This is a genomic window from Pseudacidovorax sp. DMC4, assembly GCF_056314265.1.
The window spans coordinates 119045-135227 of the sequence record NZ_JBQUYR010000001.1 but is presented as its reverse complement, the minus strand read 5'-3'; the positions used below and the strand labels follow the sequence as shown (position 1 = coordinate 135227).

The window sequence follows — 16183 nt, the reverse complement described above, 5'->3', positions numbered from 1 at the left end:
CCTCCTTTCAAGATCCGCGGCGACGATGGCCCTGCCGACGGCGTGGCACCCGCCGCACCGAGAATGCTGCCGCCGTCCGACAGCGTGGCTGCCGTGACAGCGCGAGGCTTGCGCGCCTGCCGGCGTGCAGGCAACGCCTTGTTACGGCGGCCTTCCGGCGGGCGGGCATGCTCGCCTTCCCTCCCGCCGGCCGACCTCTTCCTGTTTCTTTCCCATGTCCTTCAAAGACCGTCTGTCCGATCCCCGCCTGCGCCGAGCCGCCAAGTGGACCGCCATCGGCAGTGCCACCGCGGTGGTCTGCGGCGCCGCCATCGTCGGCATTGCCGCGGCGCTGATGTCGCGCCAGCTTCCCGACGTGAGCACGCTGCAGAACTACCAGCCCAAGCTGCCGCTGCGCGTGTTCACCGCCGACGGCGACCTGATCGGCGAGTTCGGCGAGGAACGCCGGCAGCTGGTGCCCATCGACAGGATCCCCAAGGTGCTCAAGGACGCGGTGCTGGCCACCGAGGACGCGCGCTTCTACCAGCATGGCGGACTCGACACCATCGGCCTGACGCGGGCGGTGATCTCCAACGCACTGCATGGGGGCGTGCGGCAGGGCGCTTCCACCATCACCCAGCAGGTGGCGCGCAACATGTTCCTGAGCTCGGAGCGCACCTTCACCCGCAAGCTGAAGGAGGCGCTGCTGGCCTGGCGGCTGGAGGACGAGCTGACCAAGGACCAGATCCTCGAGATCTACCTGAACCAGATCTACCTGGGCAACCGCGCCTACGGCTTTGCCGCCGCGGCCCAGACCTATTTCGGCAAGCCGCTGCAGGACATCACCGTGGCCGAGGCCGCCATGCTGGCCGGCCTGCCCAAGGCGCCCAGCAGCAACAACCCGATCGCCAATCCCCGCCGCGCGGTGGCCCGCCAGCAGTACGTGATCAGCCGCATGGTCGAGACCGGCTACCTGAGCCAGGCCGATGCCGAGAAGGCGCGCCAGGAGCCGCTCAAGCTGCGCGACGCCGCCGAGCCATCGGGCCTGCATGCCGACTACGTGGCCGAGATGGTGCGCCAGCAGATGGTGGCCAAGTACGGCGACGACACCTACACCAAGGGCTTCAAGGTCTACACCACGGTGGCGCGCAACGACCAGAGCTCGGCCTATGAGGGGTTGCACGAGGCCATCGTCGACTATGAACAGCGCCAGCCCTACCGCGGTCCGGAAGGCTATGTCGAACTGCCCGCCGAAGCGCAGGATCTGGACAGCGCGGTGGACGATGCCCTTTCGGACAAGCCCGACAGTGGCGGCATGATGGCTGCGGTGGTGCTGGAGGCCAGCCCGCGCAAGGTGGTGGCGGTGCGCGCCAACGGCGACAGCATCGAGATCACCGGCCGCGGCCTGCAGGCCGTGCAGCGCGGGTTGGTGGAGAAGGCGGCCGAGCCGCTGCGCATCCGCCGCGGCAGCATCGTGCGCATCGCCCGCACCGGCCCGCAGAACAGCTGGGAAGTGACCCAGCTGCCGGAGGTCGAAGGTGCCTTCGTGGCCATCGACCCGCGCGATGGTGCCATCAAGGCACTCGTCGGCGGCTTCGACTTCAACAAGAACAAGTTCAACCATGCCACGCAGGCCTGGCGCCAGCCGGGCTCCAGCTTCAAGCCCTTCATCTATTCGGCCGCGCTGGAGAAGGGCTTCACGCCCGCCACCATCGTCAACGACGCGCCGCTGTCCTTCGACGCCGCCGCCACCGGCGGTGCGCCCTGGGAGCCCAAGAATTACGACAACACCTATGCCGGCCCGATCACGCTGCGCCAGGCGCTGGAGCAGTCGAAGAACGTGGTGACCATCCGCGTGCTGGACGCCATCACGCCCGCCTATGCGCAGGAATGGATCACGCATTTCGGCTTCGCGGCCGACAAGCATCCCGCGTACCTGACCATGGGCCTGGGCGCCGGCTCGGTGACGCCGCTGCAGATGGCCGCGGCGTACTCGGTGTTCGCCAACGGCGGCCTGAAGGTGGAGCCGCGGCTGATCGCCCGCATCACCGACGCGCGCGACCAGGTGCTGGAGGACACCCCGCCCAAGCCCGCCGACGAGGCCGGCCGCGTCATTCCCGCGCGCAATGCCTTCGTGATCGACACGCTGCTGAACAGCGTGGTCAAGAACGGCACCGCCCGCCGCGCCTACGGCACGTTGCGCCGCGACGACCTCTACGGCAAGACGGGCACCACCAACGATTCGCACGATGCCTGGTTCGCCGGCTTCCAGCCGACCCGCGTGGGCGTGGCCTGGATCGGCTACGACACGCCCCGCCAGCTCGGCGTGCGCGGCGAGACCGGCGGCAGCCTGGCGCTGCCGGCCTGGACGCGCTACATGCAGGGTGCACTCAAGGGCGTCCCGGTGGCCAAGCTGGACGTGCCGCCGGGCGTGACCAACGCCAGCGGCGAATGGATGTACGACGAATACGCCAACGGCCAGGGCGTGCAATCCCTCGGGGTGGAAGCCGCCCTGACGCCGATCACGCCGGTGGAGGTGAACAGCGGCGCCCCGACGACCGGCCCTGCGCCGTCGTGGGGCAACCAGCCGGTCATCCCGGCCATGCCCGGCCAGCCAGCCCAGCCTGGGCAACCTGCAGCGCCTGCGCAGCCGGACGAGCGCAACCGGATCCTGAACATGTTCCGCTGAGGCGCCCCGCGCCGCTTGCCCCGACAACCCGGCCTCGGCCGGGTTTTTTCATGGCACGCGGCTGCGTCGTCAGCGCAGGTCGACCACCAGCCCGGTCAGGCGGCGCACCGTGGGTAGCAGCACCACGACCAGCGGAAAGGCCACCGCCCAGGACAGCATCCAGGCGCCCAGCCAGAGATGCAGGAAATCGGGCGTCCAGCCCGCGCCGCGCAACGTGCTGATGGCCGACACGACGCCGCTCATCAGCAGCGACAGCAGGAGGGGCACGACGATGGCGGCACTGCGTGCCGGCAGCTTGGGAATGCCGGCCACGATGGTCGGCCGCGAAGAGGGAGAGGATGCACGCATGGGAGAGAGGGGAGAACGCGGCCCGCGGGCCTGGATGACTCCGGCCATGCAAATGCCGGGCCGGCGCAGGCCCGAATCGGGGCGCCCCCACCCTCAGTCAGCGGACGCCGCTGGCGTTCCCTGGTGATAGCGCAGCTGCCACGCCAGACCCTCGCGCTTCCACAGCGAGACCCGCAGCGTCTGCAACAACGGGCCGCCGTCGGCCGCCCGCTGCGCCGAGCGATAGCTGAGCAGTGCCAGATCCGGCGCCAGCCGTTCCAGCCGGAAGTCGCTGGAATGCACCGCCGGCGGCGTCAGCACCTGCGACAGGTAGCGCACGACAGTGGCGCGGTCGTAGGGACGGCCGGAACGGCCCACCTCGTGGAAATCGGCATGGAGCAGGGCCTCCAGCCGCCCCGCGTCGCAGGGCGTGCCGGGATGGTGCAGTTCCACCTCCAGCTGTTGCAGGTGGGCGCACAGGTCTTGGGGGTCGTCGGGGGTCATGGCGGCGTGGATCGTCGGCAGGCGGGGAAGGTGCGGGTTGGCGGACATCGGCCGGGTCGCCTCATCGCAGCTGCCCACTGATCAGCGGCAAGGTCAGCGTGGCCTGCGCGCCACCGCCTTCCGCATTGCCGAGCGCGATGCTGCCACCGTGCAGCGCCGCGATCTCGCGCACGAAAGCGAGGCCCAGGCCGGTGCTCTTCTTCTGGCTGTGCGGCCGCGCCAGCGAATAGAACTTCTGGAAGACCTGCGCCTGCGCATAGGCAGGGATGCCCGGCCCCTGGTCGCGCACCGCGATCACGCCGCGCCGGCCCTGCAGCCGCAGGCTGAGCCGCACGGTGCCGCCCTCGGGCGAGAAGTCGATGGCGTTGTCCAGCAGGTTGCCCACGGCCTGTCGCAGCAGCAGCGGGTCGCCGTCGGCATGCACCTCGCCCAGGTCCTCGCGCAGGCCCTGCACGTCGATCACGACGCCACGGCGCGCGGCGGCCGGCGCCACGCCCTGGGCGGCCTCACGCAGCAGGGCGCCCAGGGCCACGGGCTGCACCTGGTCGAGCACGCGGCGCGTCTCCAGGGCCGTGAGTTCCATCATGCGGTCCACCAGCTGCTGGATGCGCTCGCTCTCGCGGCCGATATTGGCCAGGAAGCGCACGCGCTCCTCGGGCGGCATGCCGGCTTCCTGCAGCAGCTCGGCGGCGCCGCGGATGGCCGACAGCGGGCTCTTGATCTCGTGGGTGAAGGTCTGGACGTAGTCGGCCACGTAGTTGCGGCCGGTGAAGGCGTCGCCCATCTCCTGCACGGCGCCGCGCGCCATGGCGGCGGCACGGCGCAGCATGCGCAGCGGATGGAAGCCACGCTGGGTGCGCAGCCAGCGGATGTAATCGGCCGTGAGGCCGAAGGGGCGCACCAGCCACACCGAGACGATCAGCGCCAGCACCAGCAATGCCGCCGCCGAGCCGGCACCGACCCAGATCACGCGCTGGCGGGCGTCCTGCACGAACTGGCCGAAGCTCTGTACCGGCTTGCCCACGCCCACCATGCCGACGATCTCGCCCGCCCAGCGGATGGGCGCCCCCACATAGAGCACCGAACTGAGCGGGTCGGACTCCACGTCGCGCGTGGCGCGGGCGCCATAGCCGCCTGCCAGCGTGCGGCTGACGTCGATCCAGCGCGAATAGTCGGCGCCCACGGCGCGGCCGGTGGAGTCGTAGATCACCCGGCCGCTGCGGTCGGTGACGTAGACCCGCAGTTCCACCTTCTGCTTGTGCAGGTTGTAGATCTGGGCCGAGAACTCGCGCGCATAGAGGGCGCGGAACAGCGGCTCCAGCCGCCGGGTGTCGATGGCGCCGGCGATCACGTCCTGCTCGACCAGCGTGGCCATGAGCTGGGCGATCTCCACCTGCGCTTCCTCGGCCGATTCGCGGTAGCGCGGATCGATGTCGCCGACCACCCGCCACAGTAGCCAGGTGATACCGGCCACGTAGATCAGCAGCACGGCCAGGAAGATGCGGGTGCGCCGGCTCGGCGAACGCCTCATGGGACGAGGGACGTGGAAGGCGGCAGGTCTTCGTGCAGCGCGTAGCCGGTGCCGCGGTGGGTGCGGATGGCCTCGACCTCGGGCGCCACCGCGCGCAGCTTGGCGCGCACCGTCTTGACGTGGGCGTCGACGGTGCGGTCCAGGCTCTCGCTGTCGCCGCCCCACACGCGGTCGAGCAGCTCCTCGCGGCTGAACACGCGGCCCGGGCGCTGCACCAGCAGGCGCAGCAGGCCGAATTCGTAGCGCGACAGCTCGAGCACGCGGCCGTAGTAGCGGATCTGCAGGCGTTCGTCGTCGACCACGAAGGGCAGGGCGGGTGCCTGCGGCGCCGTGGCCAGTGTCGTCACCGGCATCGAAGGCACCGGACCCGCCCGCTGGCTGCGCCGCAGGATGCCCCGCACCCGGGCCACCAGTTCGCGCGGCGAAAAGGGCTTGGCGATGTAGTCGTCGGCCCCCAGCTCCAGCCCCACCACGCGGTCGATCTCGTCGGTACGCGCCGTGAGGAAGACGATGGGCACGTCCGCCGCGCCCGGCAGGGCCTGCAATCGCCGGAAGAGATCGAAGCCGTTCATGTCGGGCAGGCCGATGTCCAGGATGGCGAGCGCCGGCGGCTCGGCGGCGAATTCCGCCAGGGCTGCGCCACCGGTGGCACACCACACCGGCGCAAAGCCGTCGCTGCGCAGCACGTACTGCACCGTGTCGGCGATGCCCGGCTCATCCTCCGCCACCAGGATGCGCGGCCGAACCCCGACCGATGGCGCGGTCGGGGCCGTGGCAACGGCAGGGGGTGGATTCGGCATGGGGGCGGATCGTAGCGGTGCGGACGCAGGGCACCCAGCGATTTCGGAAAGACCGTGAATTGCGCTTTGACGCCCGGTGCAGGAGTTGTCCTGACTTTGTTCTTTTCTTTTATTTCAACATTAGTCGTCATAGATAAGGATGCACCCGGCCTGTGGATAACCATGGTTTTCCCCGGCCTGCCAAGGATTTGGCGCCGAGCGACGGATGTGGGCAACCCTGCGTCCGTGCTGTCGTGGGCGGGCGAACAACCTCGGCCGAAGCGCCCTGGCTGTGGATAAGACGGCGCTTGTTCCACAGCCGTCCCCAGAGTTGTTCTTTGACAGGACGTCTGCTTTCTGGCTGCCAAGCGCCGATACCGGCTCAAACTATGCACTGCCAAAAAAATGAGCAGCCCAAAGATACTTGTTGTAAATCAAAGAGTTGCGATGGCTTTACAAGGCAGTCCGACAGTTGCCCACAAAGTTGTCCAACGAATATGGGGACAGACGGCGGTTTCGGCGTCCCCCAGCCGGCGTCGCTTCGGTCGTTCTCCATCGGATCGGCGCGCCGCGACATCTCCACTTTTTTTTGCGGGCGCCCGTTGTCCCGGTTTTCCTTCCTTCATCTTCAATATCTGAATAGTCGTAATAGATAAGGAAGCCACCGGCCTGTGGAAAACCCACAAATCCCTCGGCCGGACAGGCATTTGGCCTTCCTTGGCCCATGTGGGCAGGGTTGCTTCGTGGATGTCGCACCGATGGGGACAAATGCCGGCCGTCCGTCCTCGGGTGTGGATAACCGGGCAGTTGTGCCGGATTCATCCCCACAGTTGTCCTTTGACAAGGGGGGTGCAAATGTGGGATTGGGCTTTGGACGCCTTAAATATGCACTGCTGATTATTTGTGCAGATTGTTGAAAGTTCATTGATATCAAGGACTTGCAGTGGCTTTACAAGACAACGCGCGAGTTGCCCACAAAGTTATCCAGTCCAGCTGGGGAGAAGCGGATAACACGGCGTCTTGAGCGCCGTCCGGGGGTAGGGCGGCCGCTTTTCCACAAACGGGGGCTTTCCGCGGCTTCGCGCAAGCGTTCGTGTGGCGTGATCGAGAGACACGATGGGCACATTCGCCCGGCCGGATCACCGGGCCTGGGCGATCCGACGCGTGTTCAGCGCGGTAGGCCGCTTCCTGCCAGGTCTTCGAGGATGGGGCAGTCGGGCCGATGGTCGCCCCGGCAGCCATGGACCAGGTGGGCGAGCGTGCCGCGCATGGCCTGGAGTTCGGCAATGCGCCGGTCCAGGTCGTCCAGGTGGGTGCGGGCAATGCGTTTCACCGCCGCGCTCGGGCGGCTGCGGTCATGCCAGAGGCCGACGAGCTGCTGGATCTCGTCGATGGAGAAGCCCAGGTCGCGGGCCCGCTTGATGAAACGCAGGGAATGGACGTCGGCATCGCCGTAGAGGCGATAACCGGCGTCGGTGCGCGAGACGGCGGGCAGCAGCCCCAGCGTCTCGTAGTGGCGCACCATGCGGGCCGACACGCCGGAGCGGGCGGCGGCCTGGCCGATGGTGAGCGGTGGGGCCGTCGCTGTGGACGGCGAGGAGGAACGGGGGGCCACGGCCGGACCGGGTTCCGTGAGGAAAAAGGCGTCAGCCCTGGACGGTATAGCCCGCTTCGCGGATCGCGTCCTGCAGTGCGGCGGGGGCTTCGGCGCTCTGCACCTCCACGCGACCGGCGGGCAGATCGATGCGCACCTCGGCATCGGGATCGACATCCTGGACCGCCTGGGTGACGGCACGGACGCAGTGTTGGCAGCTCATTCCGCTGACCTGGAAGACGTGGAGAGGAAAAGTCATGAAAAAAACCTGTGAGAGGGCCTAAAAAAAAGGGAACACCCTGGAGTGTGGACCTTGACACGATGTGAAGGTCAAGGCAACAAAACCCTTTTGGCGCCGTGCTGCGCATTTCCGATGTCCGTCGACGTGGCGAGGACGTCTTGACCTTGCCACCGTGTCAAGCCGTAGCCTTGCGTCCATGAATGCATCTTCGATCGACACCGCGCCCGTCCCGGGGGCCGCGCAGACGCTGGACCTCGGCATCGGCGGCATGACGTGTGCCTCCTGTGTGTCCCGTGTGGAAAAGGCCCTGCGCCAGGTGCCGGGTGTGCAGGAGGCCAGCGTGAACCTGGCGACGGAATCGGCCCGCGTCCGTTGGTCGGGCGACGACGGTGCCGATGCCGCACTCCGGCTGCGACGCGCCGTCCGGCAGGCCGGCTACGAACCGCGCAGTGCCGAGGCGACGCAGGCAGAAGCGGGGGTGGGGCCATGGGCAGGATTCGGCCCGGTGGCCGCGGCGCTGCTGCTGTCCTTTCCTCTGGTGCTGCCCATGCTGGGGATGCCCTTCGGGCTGGACTGGATGCTGCCTGCCTGGCTGCAACTGTTGCTGGCGGCGCCCGTGCAGTTCGTGCTGGGCGCGCGCTTCTACCGCGCAGGCTGGCATGCGGCCCGGGCCGGGACCGGCAACATGGACCTGCTGGTCGCCCTGGGCACCAGCGCTGCCTTCGGGCTGTCGCTGTGGCTCTGGTGGCGCGCCCGCCTGCATGGCGCGCACGGCGGCGAACCCCATCTCTATTTCGAAGCCTCGTCGGTCGTGATCGCGCTGGTGCTGCTGGGCAAGTGGCTGGAGGCGCGCGCCAAGCGGCAGGCCACGTCGGCCATCCGTGCGCTACAGCAACTGCGGCCCGAGACGGCGCACCTGTTGCAGTCGCGTGGTCGCCGCACCGAGGAAAGCGATGTTCCCTTGGCCGAGGTGATGGTGGGCGACCGGCTGGCCGTGCGGCCCGGCGAACGCATCCCGGCCGATTCCCGCGTGCTGGAAGGCGAGTCGGAAGTGGACGAATCCATGCTCACGGGCGAACCTCTGCCCGTGGCCAAGTCGGCCGGTAGCCGGCTGACGGGCGGTTCGGTCAATGGCGCCGGCCGCCTGGTGGTGGAGGTGCTGGCTGTCGGCACGGAAAGCGTGCTGGCCCGCATCATCCGGTTGGTGGAGGACGCGCAAGCCGCCAAGGCGCCCATCCAGCGGCTGGTGGACCGGGTGGCTGCCGTCTTCGTGCCGGTCGTGCTGGGCCTGGCGCTGCTGACGCTGCTGGGCTGGCTGTTCCTGGGCGGTGCGCCGCTTGAAACGGCGCTGATCCACGCGGTGGCCGTGCTGGTGATCGCCTGCCCCTGCGCGCTGGGCCTGGCGACGCCGGTGGCGGTGATGGCCGGCACCGGCGTCGCCGCACGCCACGGCATCCTGATCAAGGACGCGACGGCGCTGGAGCGCGCGCACCGGGTGGACACAGTGGCCTTCGACAAGACGGGCACGCTGACGCGCGGACAGCCGCAGCTCAGCCGGCTCGACGCGACGGGGACCTTGGACGAAGGGCAGGTGCTGCGCATCGCTGCCACGCTGCAGCAGGGCAGCGAACATCCGCTGGCCCGGGCGGTGATGGAGGCCGCGAAGTCGCGGGACCTCGCGCCCGACGAGGCACTCGAGGTTCGCGCCGTGCCGGGCCGTGGGATCCGCGCCGTGATCGATGGCACGCCCTGGGCACTCGCCAGCCTGCGCTGGTGCGAGGAATTGGGTGCTGCCTTGCCACCGGAAAAGGTCGAGGCGCTGTTGTCCACAGGTTCCTCGGTGTCCGCGCTGCTGAGCCTCGATGCGGAGGGTGAGCGGGTGAAGGCGGTCGAGGCATTGCTCGGCTTCACCGATGAGCCCAAGCCGGGGGCGGCGGAGGCGGTGGCGGCCCTGCGTGCGCGCGGGCTGCGGGTGGTGATGATCTCCGGCGACAACGCGCGTGCCGCGCAGGCGCTGGCCCGGCGCGTGGGCATCGCGGCCGAGGACGTGCGGGCACAGGTGCTGCCGGCCGACAAGGCGGCCGCCGTGGCGGCCTTGAAGGAAGGCGGCGCACGCGTGGTCGCCATGGTGGGCGACGGCGCCAACGACGCACCTGCGCTGGCCGCGGCCGATGTGGGCCTGGCCATGGCCAACGGCACCGACGTGGCCATGGAAGCCGCGGGCATCACCCTGATGCGCGGCGATCTGGCCCTCGTGGCTCAGGCCTTCGACCTGTCGGCCCGCACGGTGGCCAAGATCCGGCAGAACCTGTTCTGGGCCTTCGCCTACAACGTGGTCGGCATCCCCTTCGCGGCCTTCGGGCTGCTCAGCCCGGTGGTGGCCGGTGCGGCCATGGCGGCGTCGAGCGTCAGCGTGATGGCCAATGCCCTGCTGCTGCGCCGCTGGCAGCCGGCATCGTCGGGCCAGCGGTCGGAATGACGGAAGGGCAGCCGAAGCTGCCCTTCCGGTCCATGCCTGCAAGCGCGCACGCCGGCAGTCTCTGACGCTTCAGCTCAGCGTCGGATAGTCCGTGTAGCCCTTCTCGCCGCCGCCGTAGAAGGTCTTGGTGTCCGGCGTGTTGAGCGGGGCGTTCTCCTTCAGGCGGCGCACCAGGTCCGGGTTGGCGATGTAGGGGCGGCCGAAGGCGACCAGGTCTGCGCCCTTCTTCACGGCTTCCTCGGCCAGCTCGCGGGTGTAGCCGTTGTTGACCATCCAGGCGCCCTTGCCGCCCGCCTCGCGATACGCCTTCTTCAGCGCCTCGTAGTCGAAGGGCCGGCCCTCGACGTCGCGCGGGCCGCCGGTGGCGCCTTCGATCACGTGCACATAGGCCAAGCCCAGCGGGCCCAGTTGGCGCACCACATGGTTGAACAGCGGCTGCGGATCGCTGTCGACGATGTCGTTGGCCGGCGTGACCGGCGACAGGCGGATGCCCACCTTGCCGCCGCCCACCGCGTCGACCACGGCACGGGTGCATTCCAGCAGCAGGCGTGCGCGGTTCTCGATGCTGCCGCCGTAGTCGTCGGTGCGCTTATTGGCGCCGTCCTTGAGGAACTGGTCCAGCAGGTAGCCATTGGCGGCATGGATTTCCACGCCGTCGAAGCCGCAGGTCTCCACGGCGTTGCGGGCGGCCGCGGCGAAGGTGTGGACGATGCCGGGCAGCTCTTCCAGGTCCAGCGCGCGGGGCGTGGAGGTGGGGGCGAAGCTGCCGTTGCCCTGCGCGTCGATCAGGTAGGTCTTGGTCTTGGCGGCGATGGCCGAGGGCGCGACCGGCGGCTGGCCGTCGGGCTGCAGGCTGTCGTGCGACACGCGGCCCACGTGCCACAGCTGGGTGACGATCTTGCCGCCGGCATCGTGCACGGCCTGCGTGACGCGCTTCCAGCCGTCCAGCTGCTCGGTGCCATAGAGGCCCGGCACGTCGGCATAGCCCTGGCCCTGGTGGCTGATGGCGGTGGCCTCGGTGATCAGCAGGCCGGCGGTGGCACGCTGCGCGTAATAGGTGGCCGTGATCGGCTTGGGGATGGCGTTGGGCGAACGGTTGCGCGTCAGCGGTGCCATCACGATGCGATTGGCGAGCTGGAGGTCGCCGGCCTGGACGGGGTCGAAGAGGGAAGAACTCATGGCTCGGGTGTTGAAGTGGGGATGAGAAAGACGAAGGCGGCAGGGTAGGTCACGGCCAGTGACGGCGCTACGGCAGGGTTGTGGTTTTCGGTGTAGGCGTGCCGGCCGGGCCGCCCAAAAAAAGGCGGGCGTCGCGCTTGGCACGTCGCCCGCCCTGATCGGCCAATGGACCCTGCCTTACTTCAGCAGTCCTTCGGCCTTGAGCGCTTCCTGCACGGCCGGACGCGCGCCCACGCGCGCATGCCAGGCCAGCAGGTGCTTGTAGGCGCTCAGGTCGATGTTCATCGGCTTGGCCCAGTTGACGGTGGTGAACAGGTAGCCGTCGGCGACGCTGAAGTGCTCGCCCATCAGGTAGTCCTTGCCTTCAAGCTGGCTGTCCAGCCACTGGAAGCGCGTGCGCAGCTTGTCGGCGAAGACCTTCTTGGTGTCTTCGGGCACGGCCGGGTTGAACAGCGGGCTGAAGCCCTTGTGGATCTCGGTGCCGATGAAGGTCAGCCATTCCTGCAGGCGGTAGCGCTGCAGCGTGCCGTTGGCGGGCGCCAGATTCTTGGTGGGGACCTGGTCGGCGATGTACTGCACGATGGCCGGGCCTTCACGCAGGCGGGTACCGTCGTCCAGTTCCAGCATCGGCACGTAGCCCAGCGGATTGATGCCGTAGTAGTCGGTGCCATCCTGCAGCTTGTGCGACTTGGTGCTGGCGAGCACCGGCTCGAAGGCCAGGCCGGCTTCGCGCAGGGCGATGTGCGGGGAGAGCGAGCAGGCGCCGGGGGAGTAATACAGCTTCATGGAGAGGGCTCCTTCTGTTGGAAAAGGTCTGGAAGCGAGAGCGTGGCGTGCAGTCCGGTGGCGGCCTGCACGGCAGCGCGAATGTACTTGGATCGGCGCGCGAGCTTGTCCTACGGGGTCATGCGGGCGGCACTGTCCAGCTTGGTGCACAGGCCGCAACTACGCTTCAGGCACCGCGGCAGGCTCAGTCGAATGCTCGCCGCACAACGAGACGACAAAGGAGTCAACCATGCTCAAGTACGCACTGATCTTTGCCCTGATCGCTCTGGTGGCGGGTGCCCTGGGTTTTGGCGGCGTGGCCGCCGGTGCCGCCGGCATCGCCAAGCTGCTGTTCGGCCTGTTCCTGCTGATGGCCGTGGTGTTCGTGGTGCTGGCCGCCCTGGGCGTGGGCGCCGCCAAGAAGGTGCTGGATTGAACACCGTGGACACGCTGGACATCCTCCGTTCCATTGCAGGGACGCGCCGGATCGGCGCGTTGGTGTCTCCAAAGGACCGGGTGCGCCATGTGATCGAGGTCACCCAGCGCAACTGGCAGCTGCCTGTGAGCCGCCGCAAGCGCGCGGCGACCACAGCGGCTCAGCCCGTCCGCGAACTGGCCACGGCCTGAGTTGCCGGACCTGGGGCCCGAAGTCCCCTCCCCGATAAGAGAGCGCAGGCGATCCCTGCGCTCTTTTGTTTTGGGGCCGGTCCGCGCACCCTTAGGCCGGCAAAGGGATTGCGGTCTTTCCTAAAATGTACAAAACGCTGATTTTGTACATTCATGCACACCCTTCCTCTGAGTGAGTTCCGTGCCAATGCGTCGGCCATGCTCGATCTCGTCGAGCGTGGCGAGCGCGTGCGCATCCTGCGCCACGGCCGGCCGGTGGCCGATCTGGTGCCGGTGGGCGAGGCGGCCGAGCCGGTGGCCCGCGTTCCGCGTTGGAAGCAGCCCATCGAACCGCTGCAGCTGGTGCGCCCCGATGGCCGCACGGGCGCCCAGCTCATCATCGACGAGCGCGAGCGGGGCGCCTGAGCCATGCGCGTGCTGTTCGATGCCTCGGCGCTGGCCAAGCGCTACATCGCCGAACCCGGCCGGGAGCAACTGCTCGCACTGAGCGACCAGGCCTCCGCCGTGGTGGTGGCGGCCCATTGCAAGGCCGAGATCGCCAGCGCCCTCAACCGGCAGCGCCACGAAGGCGTGCTGGCCGATGAGGACTACCGCCGCATTATGGCGATCATCCACGAAGACTTTGCCGAGCTGGAATGCATGGCCATGGACCGGCGCGTCGAGGCGCTGGCCATGGCGGCCATGGAAGCGACCCGGCTCCATGCCTTCGATGCGCTGCCCATCGGCACGGCACAGGCGGCCGGCGTCGACCTGTTCGTGACGGCCGACCGGCGCCAGGCGGCTGCCGCCGCGGCCGTCGGCTTGCGCACCGAGTTGATCGAGGCCTGAGCCACCTCCGACACCTTCTTTTCGAGACATTCCTCATGTACATCCATCCCGATTCCTTCGACGTGATCGTCGTCGGTGGCGGCCACGCCGGCACCGAGGCGGCGCTGGCCGCGGCCCGCATGGGCTGCCGCACCCTGCTGCTCACACACAACATCGAAACCCTGGGCCAGATGAGCTGCAATCCGTCCATCGGCGGCATCGGCAAAGGCCATCTGGTCAAGGAAGTGGACGCCCTGGGCGGCGCCATGGCCATCGCGACCGACGAGGCGGGCATCCAGTTCCGCATCCTCAATTCCAGCAAGGGACCGGCCGTACGCGCCACCCGGGCGCAGGCGGACCGCATCCTGTACAAGGCCGCGATCCGGCATCGGTTGGAGAACCAGCCCAACCTCACGCTGTTTCAGCAGGCCGTGGACGATCTGCTGCTGGAGGGTGACCGCGTGGTCGGCGCGGTCACGCAGGTGGGCATTGCCTTCCGCGCGCGGACCGTCGTGCTGACGGCCGGTACCTTCCTGGATGGCCGCATCCACGTCGGCCTGGACAACTACCAGGCCGGCCGGGCAGGGGACCCGCCTGCGGTCAGCCTGTCGGCGCGGCTCAAGGAACTCAAGCTGCCCCAAGGGCGCCTCAAGACCGGCACACCACCACGCATCGATGGCCGCACCATCGACTTCTCCCAGTGCACGGAACAGCCAGGCGACGGCATGCCGGGCGGCGGCAATCCTGCAATGCCGGTGTTCAGCTTCATGGGCCGGGCCGACATGCATCCGCAGCAGATGCCGTGCTGGATCACGCACACCAATGCGCAGACGCACGACATCATCCGCTCCGGCTTCGACCGCTCGCCCATGTTCACCGGCCGCATCGACGGCGTGGGCCCGCGCTACTGCCCCAGCGTGGAGGACAAGATCAACCGCTTCGCGGACAAGGACAGCCATCAGATCTTCCTGGAGCCCGAAGGCCTGACGACCCACGAGTACTACCCCAACGGCATCTCCACCAGCCTGCCCTTCGATATCCAGCTGGCCATGGTGCGCAGCATGCCGGGCCTGCAGAACGCCCACATCCTGCGGCCGGGCTATGCCATCGAGTACGACTACTTCGACCCGCGCGGTCTGAAGAGCAGCTTCGAGACGCGCGCGATCCAGGGACTGTTCTTTGCCGGGCAGATCAACGGCACCACTGGCTACGAGGAGGCCGCGGCGCAGGGCCTGTTCGCCGGTCTGAACGCCGCGCTGCTGTGCCAGGAGAGGGAGGCCTGGGTGCCCCGGCGGGACGAAGCCTACCTGGGCGTACTGGTGGACGACCTGATCACCAAGGGCGTGACCGAGCCCTACCGCATGTTCACCAGCCGGGCCGAGTTCCGACTCCAGCTGCGCGAGGACAACGCGGACATGCGCCTGACCGAAGCGGGCCGTCAGCTGGGGCTGGTGGGCGATTCGCAATGGGACGCTTTCTGCCGGAAGCGCGACGCTGTTTCACGTGAAACAGAGCGGCTCAAATCGACCTGGGTGAATCCCCGCAACCTGCCGGCCAGCGAGTCCGAACGGGTTCTGGGCAAGGCCATCGAGCACGAATACAACCTGGGCGATCTGCTGCGCCGGCCGAACATCAGCTACGACAGCCTGTTGTCGCTGGACGGCGGCAAGTACCGGCCCGCGCAGCCGTTGGCACCGGACGAGGTGGAGCAGGTGGAGATCGCGGCCAAGTACGCGGGCTACATCGAGAAGCAGCACGAGGAGGTGCAGCGCGCGGCGCACTTCGAGAGCCTGCGCCTGCCGGACGACCTCGACTACATGCAGGTCCAGGCACTCAGCATCGAGGTGCGGCAGAAGCTCAGCAAGCATCGGCCGGAAACCCTGGGGCAGGCGTCGCGCATCTCCGGCATCACGCCTGCGGCGATTTCCTTGTTGATGATTCATCTGCGCAAGGGTGGCTACAAGGCCTTCCAGCAGAAGGACACGGAGACGGTGCCCGCATGAGTGTCGTGAGCCAAGCGCAACGCGAACAACTGGAGGAGGGCGCGCGGACGCTGGGACTGGACCTGACCGATGCGCAGATCCGTCAGCTGCTGGACTACGGCAGTGCCATCCTCAAATGGAACAAGGTCTACAACCTCACAGCGCTGCGCGATCCCACGCTTGTCATCACCCACCACCTGCTGGACAGCCTCGCAGCCGTTCCGGCCCTGGGGCGACAGCAGCCGGGGGCAGGGCGCCTGCTGGACGTGGGCTCGGGTGCCGGCCTGCCTGGGGTCGTGATCGCCATCTGCCGGCCCGACGTGGAAGTGCATTGCCTGGATGCCGTCGCCAAGAAGATGGCCTTTGTGCAGCAGATGGCGGGCGCTCTGCAACTGCCTCGACTTCGCGGCCTCCACGCGCGCGTGGAGACACTGGAAGGTCGCTACGACGTGATTACTTCGCGGGCCTTTGCGTCGCTGGTCGATTTCGTGGATGGCTCTGCCCAGCTTCTGACTCCCGAAGGCGTCTGGATGGCGATGAAGGGAAAGCGGCCGGAAGAGGAGATCGAGCGCCTTCAGACCTCCGTGGATGTGTTTCACGTGGAACAACTCGTCGTCCCCGGCCTGGATGCCGAGCGCTGCATCGTCTGGATGCGCAAAAAACAAAGCTGACTCGCCTGCAAGCGGCTGCCAAACGGCAG

The 16183-nt window shown here is 68.1% G+C and carries 16 protein-coding genes; 8 read left to right on the top strand and 8 right to left on the bottom strand.

Annotation, left to right across the window (positions count from 1 at the left end):
• Positions 1–214 precede the first annotated feature (214 nt).
• Positions 215–2668 carry a penicillin-binding protein 1A gene (locus ACT54X_RS00625; RefSeq protein ID WP_294366201.1) on the top strand — a complete coding sequence of 818 codons (2454 nt, stop codon included), beginning with the start codon at positions 215–217 and terminating at the stop codon, positions 2666–2668.
• Positions 2669–2737: 69 nt separating this feature from the next.
• Here ACT54X_RS00625 and ACT54X_RS00620 read toward each other — a convergent pair whose 3' ends face one another.
• The 6 genes from ACT54X_RS00620 to ACT54X_RS00595 form a co-directional block, all read right to left on the bottom strand.
• On the bottom strand, positions 2738–3016 hold the full coding sequence (locus ACT54X_RS00620; RefSeq protein ID WP_043118541.1) for a DUF2798 domain-containing protein: 279 nt from the start codon (positions 3014–3016) through the stop codon (positions 2738–2740).
• A 93-nt stretch (positions 3017–3109) separates the two neighbouring features.
• Positions 3110–3499 carry a nuclear transport factor 2 family protein gene (locus ACT54X_RS00615; protein ID WP_294366195.1) on the bottom strand — a complete coding sequence of 130 codons (390 nt, stop codon included), beginning with the start codon at positions 3497–3499 and terminating at the stop codon, positions 3110–3112.
• Positions 3500–3560: 61 nt separating this feature from the next.
• Positions 3561–5030 (bottom strand): two-component system sensor histidine kinase CreC, encoded by a 1470-nt coding sequence (gene creC / locus ACT54X_RS00610; protein ID WP_294366193.1) that lies wholly within the window; start codon positions 5028–5030, stop codon positions 3561–3563.
• Positions 5027–5830, bottom strand: coding sequence for a two-component system response regulator CreB (gene creB / locus ACT54X_RS00605; protein ID WP_294366192.1), 804 nt, complete (start codon positions 5828–5830; stop codon positions 5027–5029). The genes creC and creB overlap by 4 nt, the downstream gene beginning before the upstream one ends.
• A 1147-nt stretch (positions 5831–6977) precedes the next feature.
• Positions 6978–7424 carry a Cu(I)-responsive transcriptional regulator gene (cueR, locus tag ACT54X_RS00600; RefSeq protein ID WP_294366190.1) on the bottom strand — a complete coding sequence of 149 codons (447 nt, stop codon included), beginning with the start codon at positions 7422–7424 and terminating at the stop codon, positions 6978–6980.
• A 31-nt stretch (positions 7425–7455) separates the two neighbouring features.
• Complete coding sequence (locus ACT54X_RS00595; RefSeq protein ID WP_294366188.1) at positions 7456–7662, bottom strand: heavy-metal-associated domain-containing protein; 207 nt, start codon at positions 7660–7662, stop codon at positions 7456–7458.
• A gap of 178 nt (positions 7663–7840) precedes the next feature.
• Here ACT54X_RS00595 and ACT54X_RS00590 point away from each other — a divergent pair, with 178 nt between their 5' ends.
• Positions 7841–10123, top strand: a complete 2283-nt coding sequence (locus ACT54X_RS00590; RefSeq protein WP_294366187.1) for a heavy metal translocating P-type ATPase — start codon at positions 7841–7843, stop codon at positions 10121–10123.
• 69 nt (positions 10124–10192) lie between these two features.
• On the opposite strand, the gene ACT54X_RS00585 is transcribed toward ACT54X_RS00590, so the two are convergent.
• Positions 10193–11302, bottom strand: coding sequence for an alkene reductase (locus ACT54X_RS00585; RefSeq protein WP_294366185.1), 1110 nt, complete (start codon positions 11300–11302; stop codon positions 10193–10195).
• 177 nt (positions 11303–11479) lie between these two features.
• Positions 11480–12088 (bottom strand): glutathione transferase GstA, encoded by a 609-nt coding sequence (gene gstA, locus ACT54X_RS00580; protein WP_294366183.1) that lies wholly within the window; start codon positions 12086–12088, stop codon positions 11480–11482.
• A gap of 229 nt (positions 12089–12317) precedes the next feature.
• On the opposite strand from gstA, the gene ACT54X_RS00575 reads away from it, so the two are divergent.
• The 6 genes from ACT54X_RS00575 (at position 12318) to rsmG (ending at position 16154) form a co-directional block, all read left to right on the top strand.
• The gene (locus ACT54X_RS00575) at positions 12318–12503 is read left to right on the top strand and encodes a DUF1328 family protein (RefSeq protein WP_114801744.1); all 186 of its coding nucleotides are present in this window, start codon (positions 12318–12320) and stop codon (positions 12501–12503) included.
• Positions 12504–12508: 5 nt separating this feature from the next.
• Positions 12509–12694: a hypothetical protein gene (locus ACT54X_RS00570; RefSeq protein WP_294366182.1), complete on the top strand. Its 186-nt coding sequence runs from the start codon at positions 12509–12511 to the stop codon at positions 12692–12694.
• Between the two features lie 153 nt (positions 12695–12847).
• Positions 12848–13099 carry a type II toxin-antitoxin system Phd/YefM family antitoxin gene (locus ACT54X_RS00565; RefSeq protein ID WP_017760147.1) on the top strand — a complete coding sequence of 84 codons (252 nt, stop codon included), beginning with the start codon at positions 12848–12850 and terminating at the stop codon, positions 13097–13099.
• Between the two features lie 3 nt (positions 13100–13102).
• Positions 13103–13522 (top strand): type II toxin-antitoxin system VapC family toxin, encoded by a 420-nt coding sequence (locus tag ACT54X_RS00560; protein WP_294366180.1) that lies wholly within the window; start codon positions 13103–13105, stop codon positions 13520–13522.
• 35 nt (positions 13523–13557) lie between these two features.
• The gene (mnmG, locus tag ACT54X_RS00555; RefSeq protein WP_476344472.1) at positions 13558–15504 is read left to right on the top strand and encodes a tRNA uridine-5-carboxymethylaminomethyl(34) synthesis enzyme MnmG; all 1947 of its coding nucleotides are present in this window, start codon (positions 13558–13560) and stop codon (positions 15502–15504) included.
• On the top strand, positions 15501–16154 hold the full coding sequence (gene rsmG, locus ACT54X_RS00550) for a 16S rRNA (guanine(527)-N(7))-methyltransferase RsmG (protein WP_476344470.1): 654 nt from the start codon (positions 15501–15503) through the stop codon (positions 16152–16154). The genes mnmG and rsmG overlap by 4 nt, the downstream gene beginning before the upstream one ends.
• Positions 16155–16183: the final 29 nt, after the last annotated feature.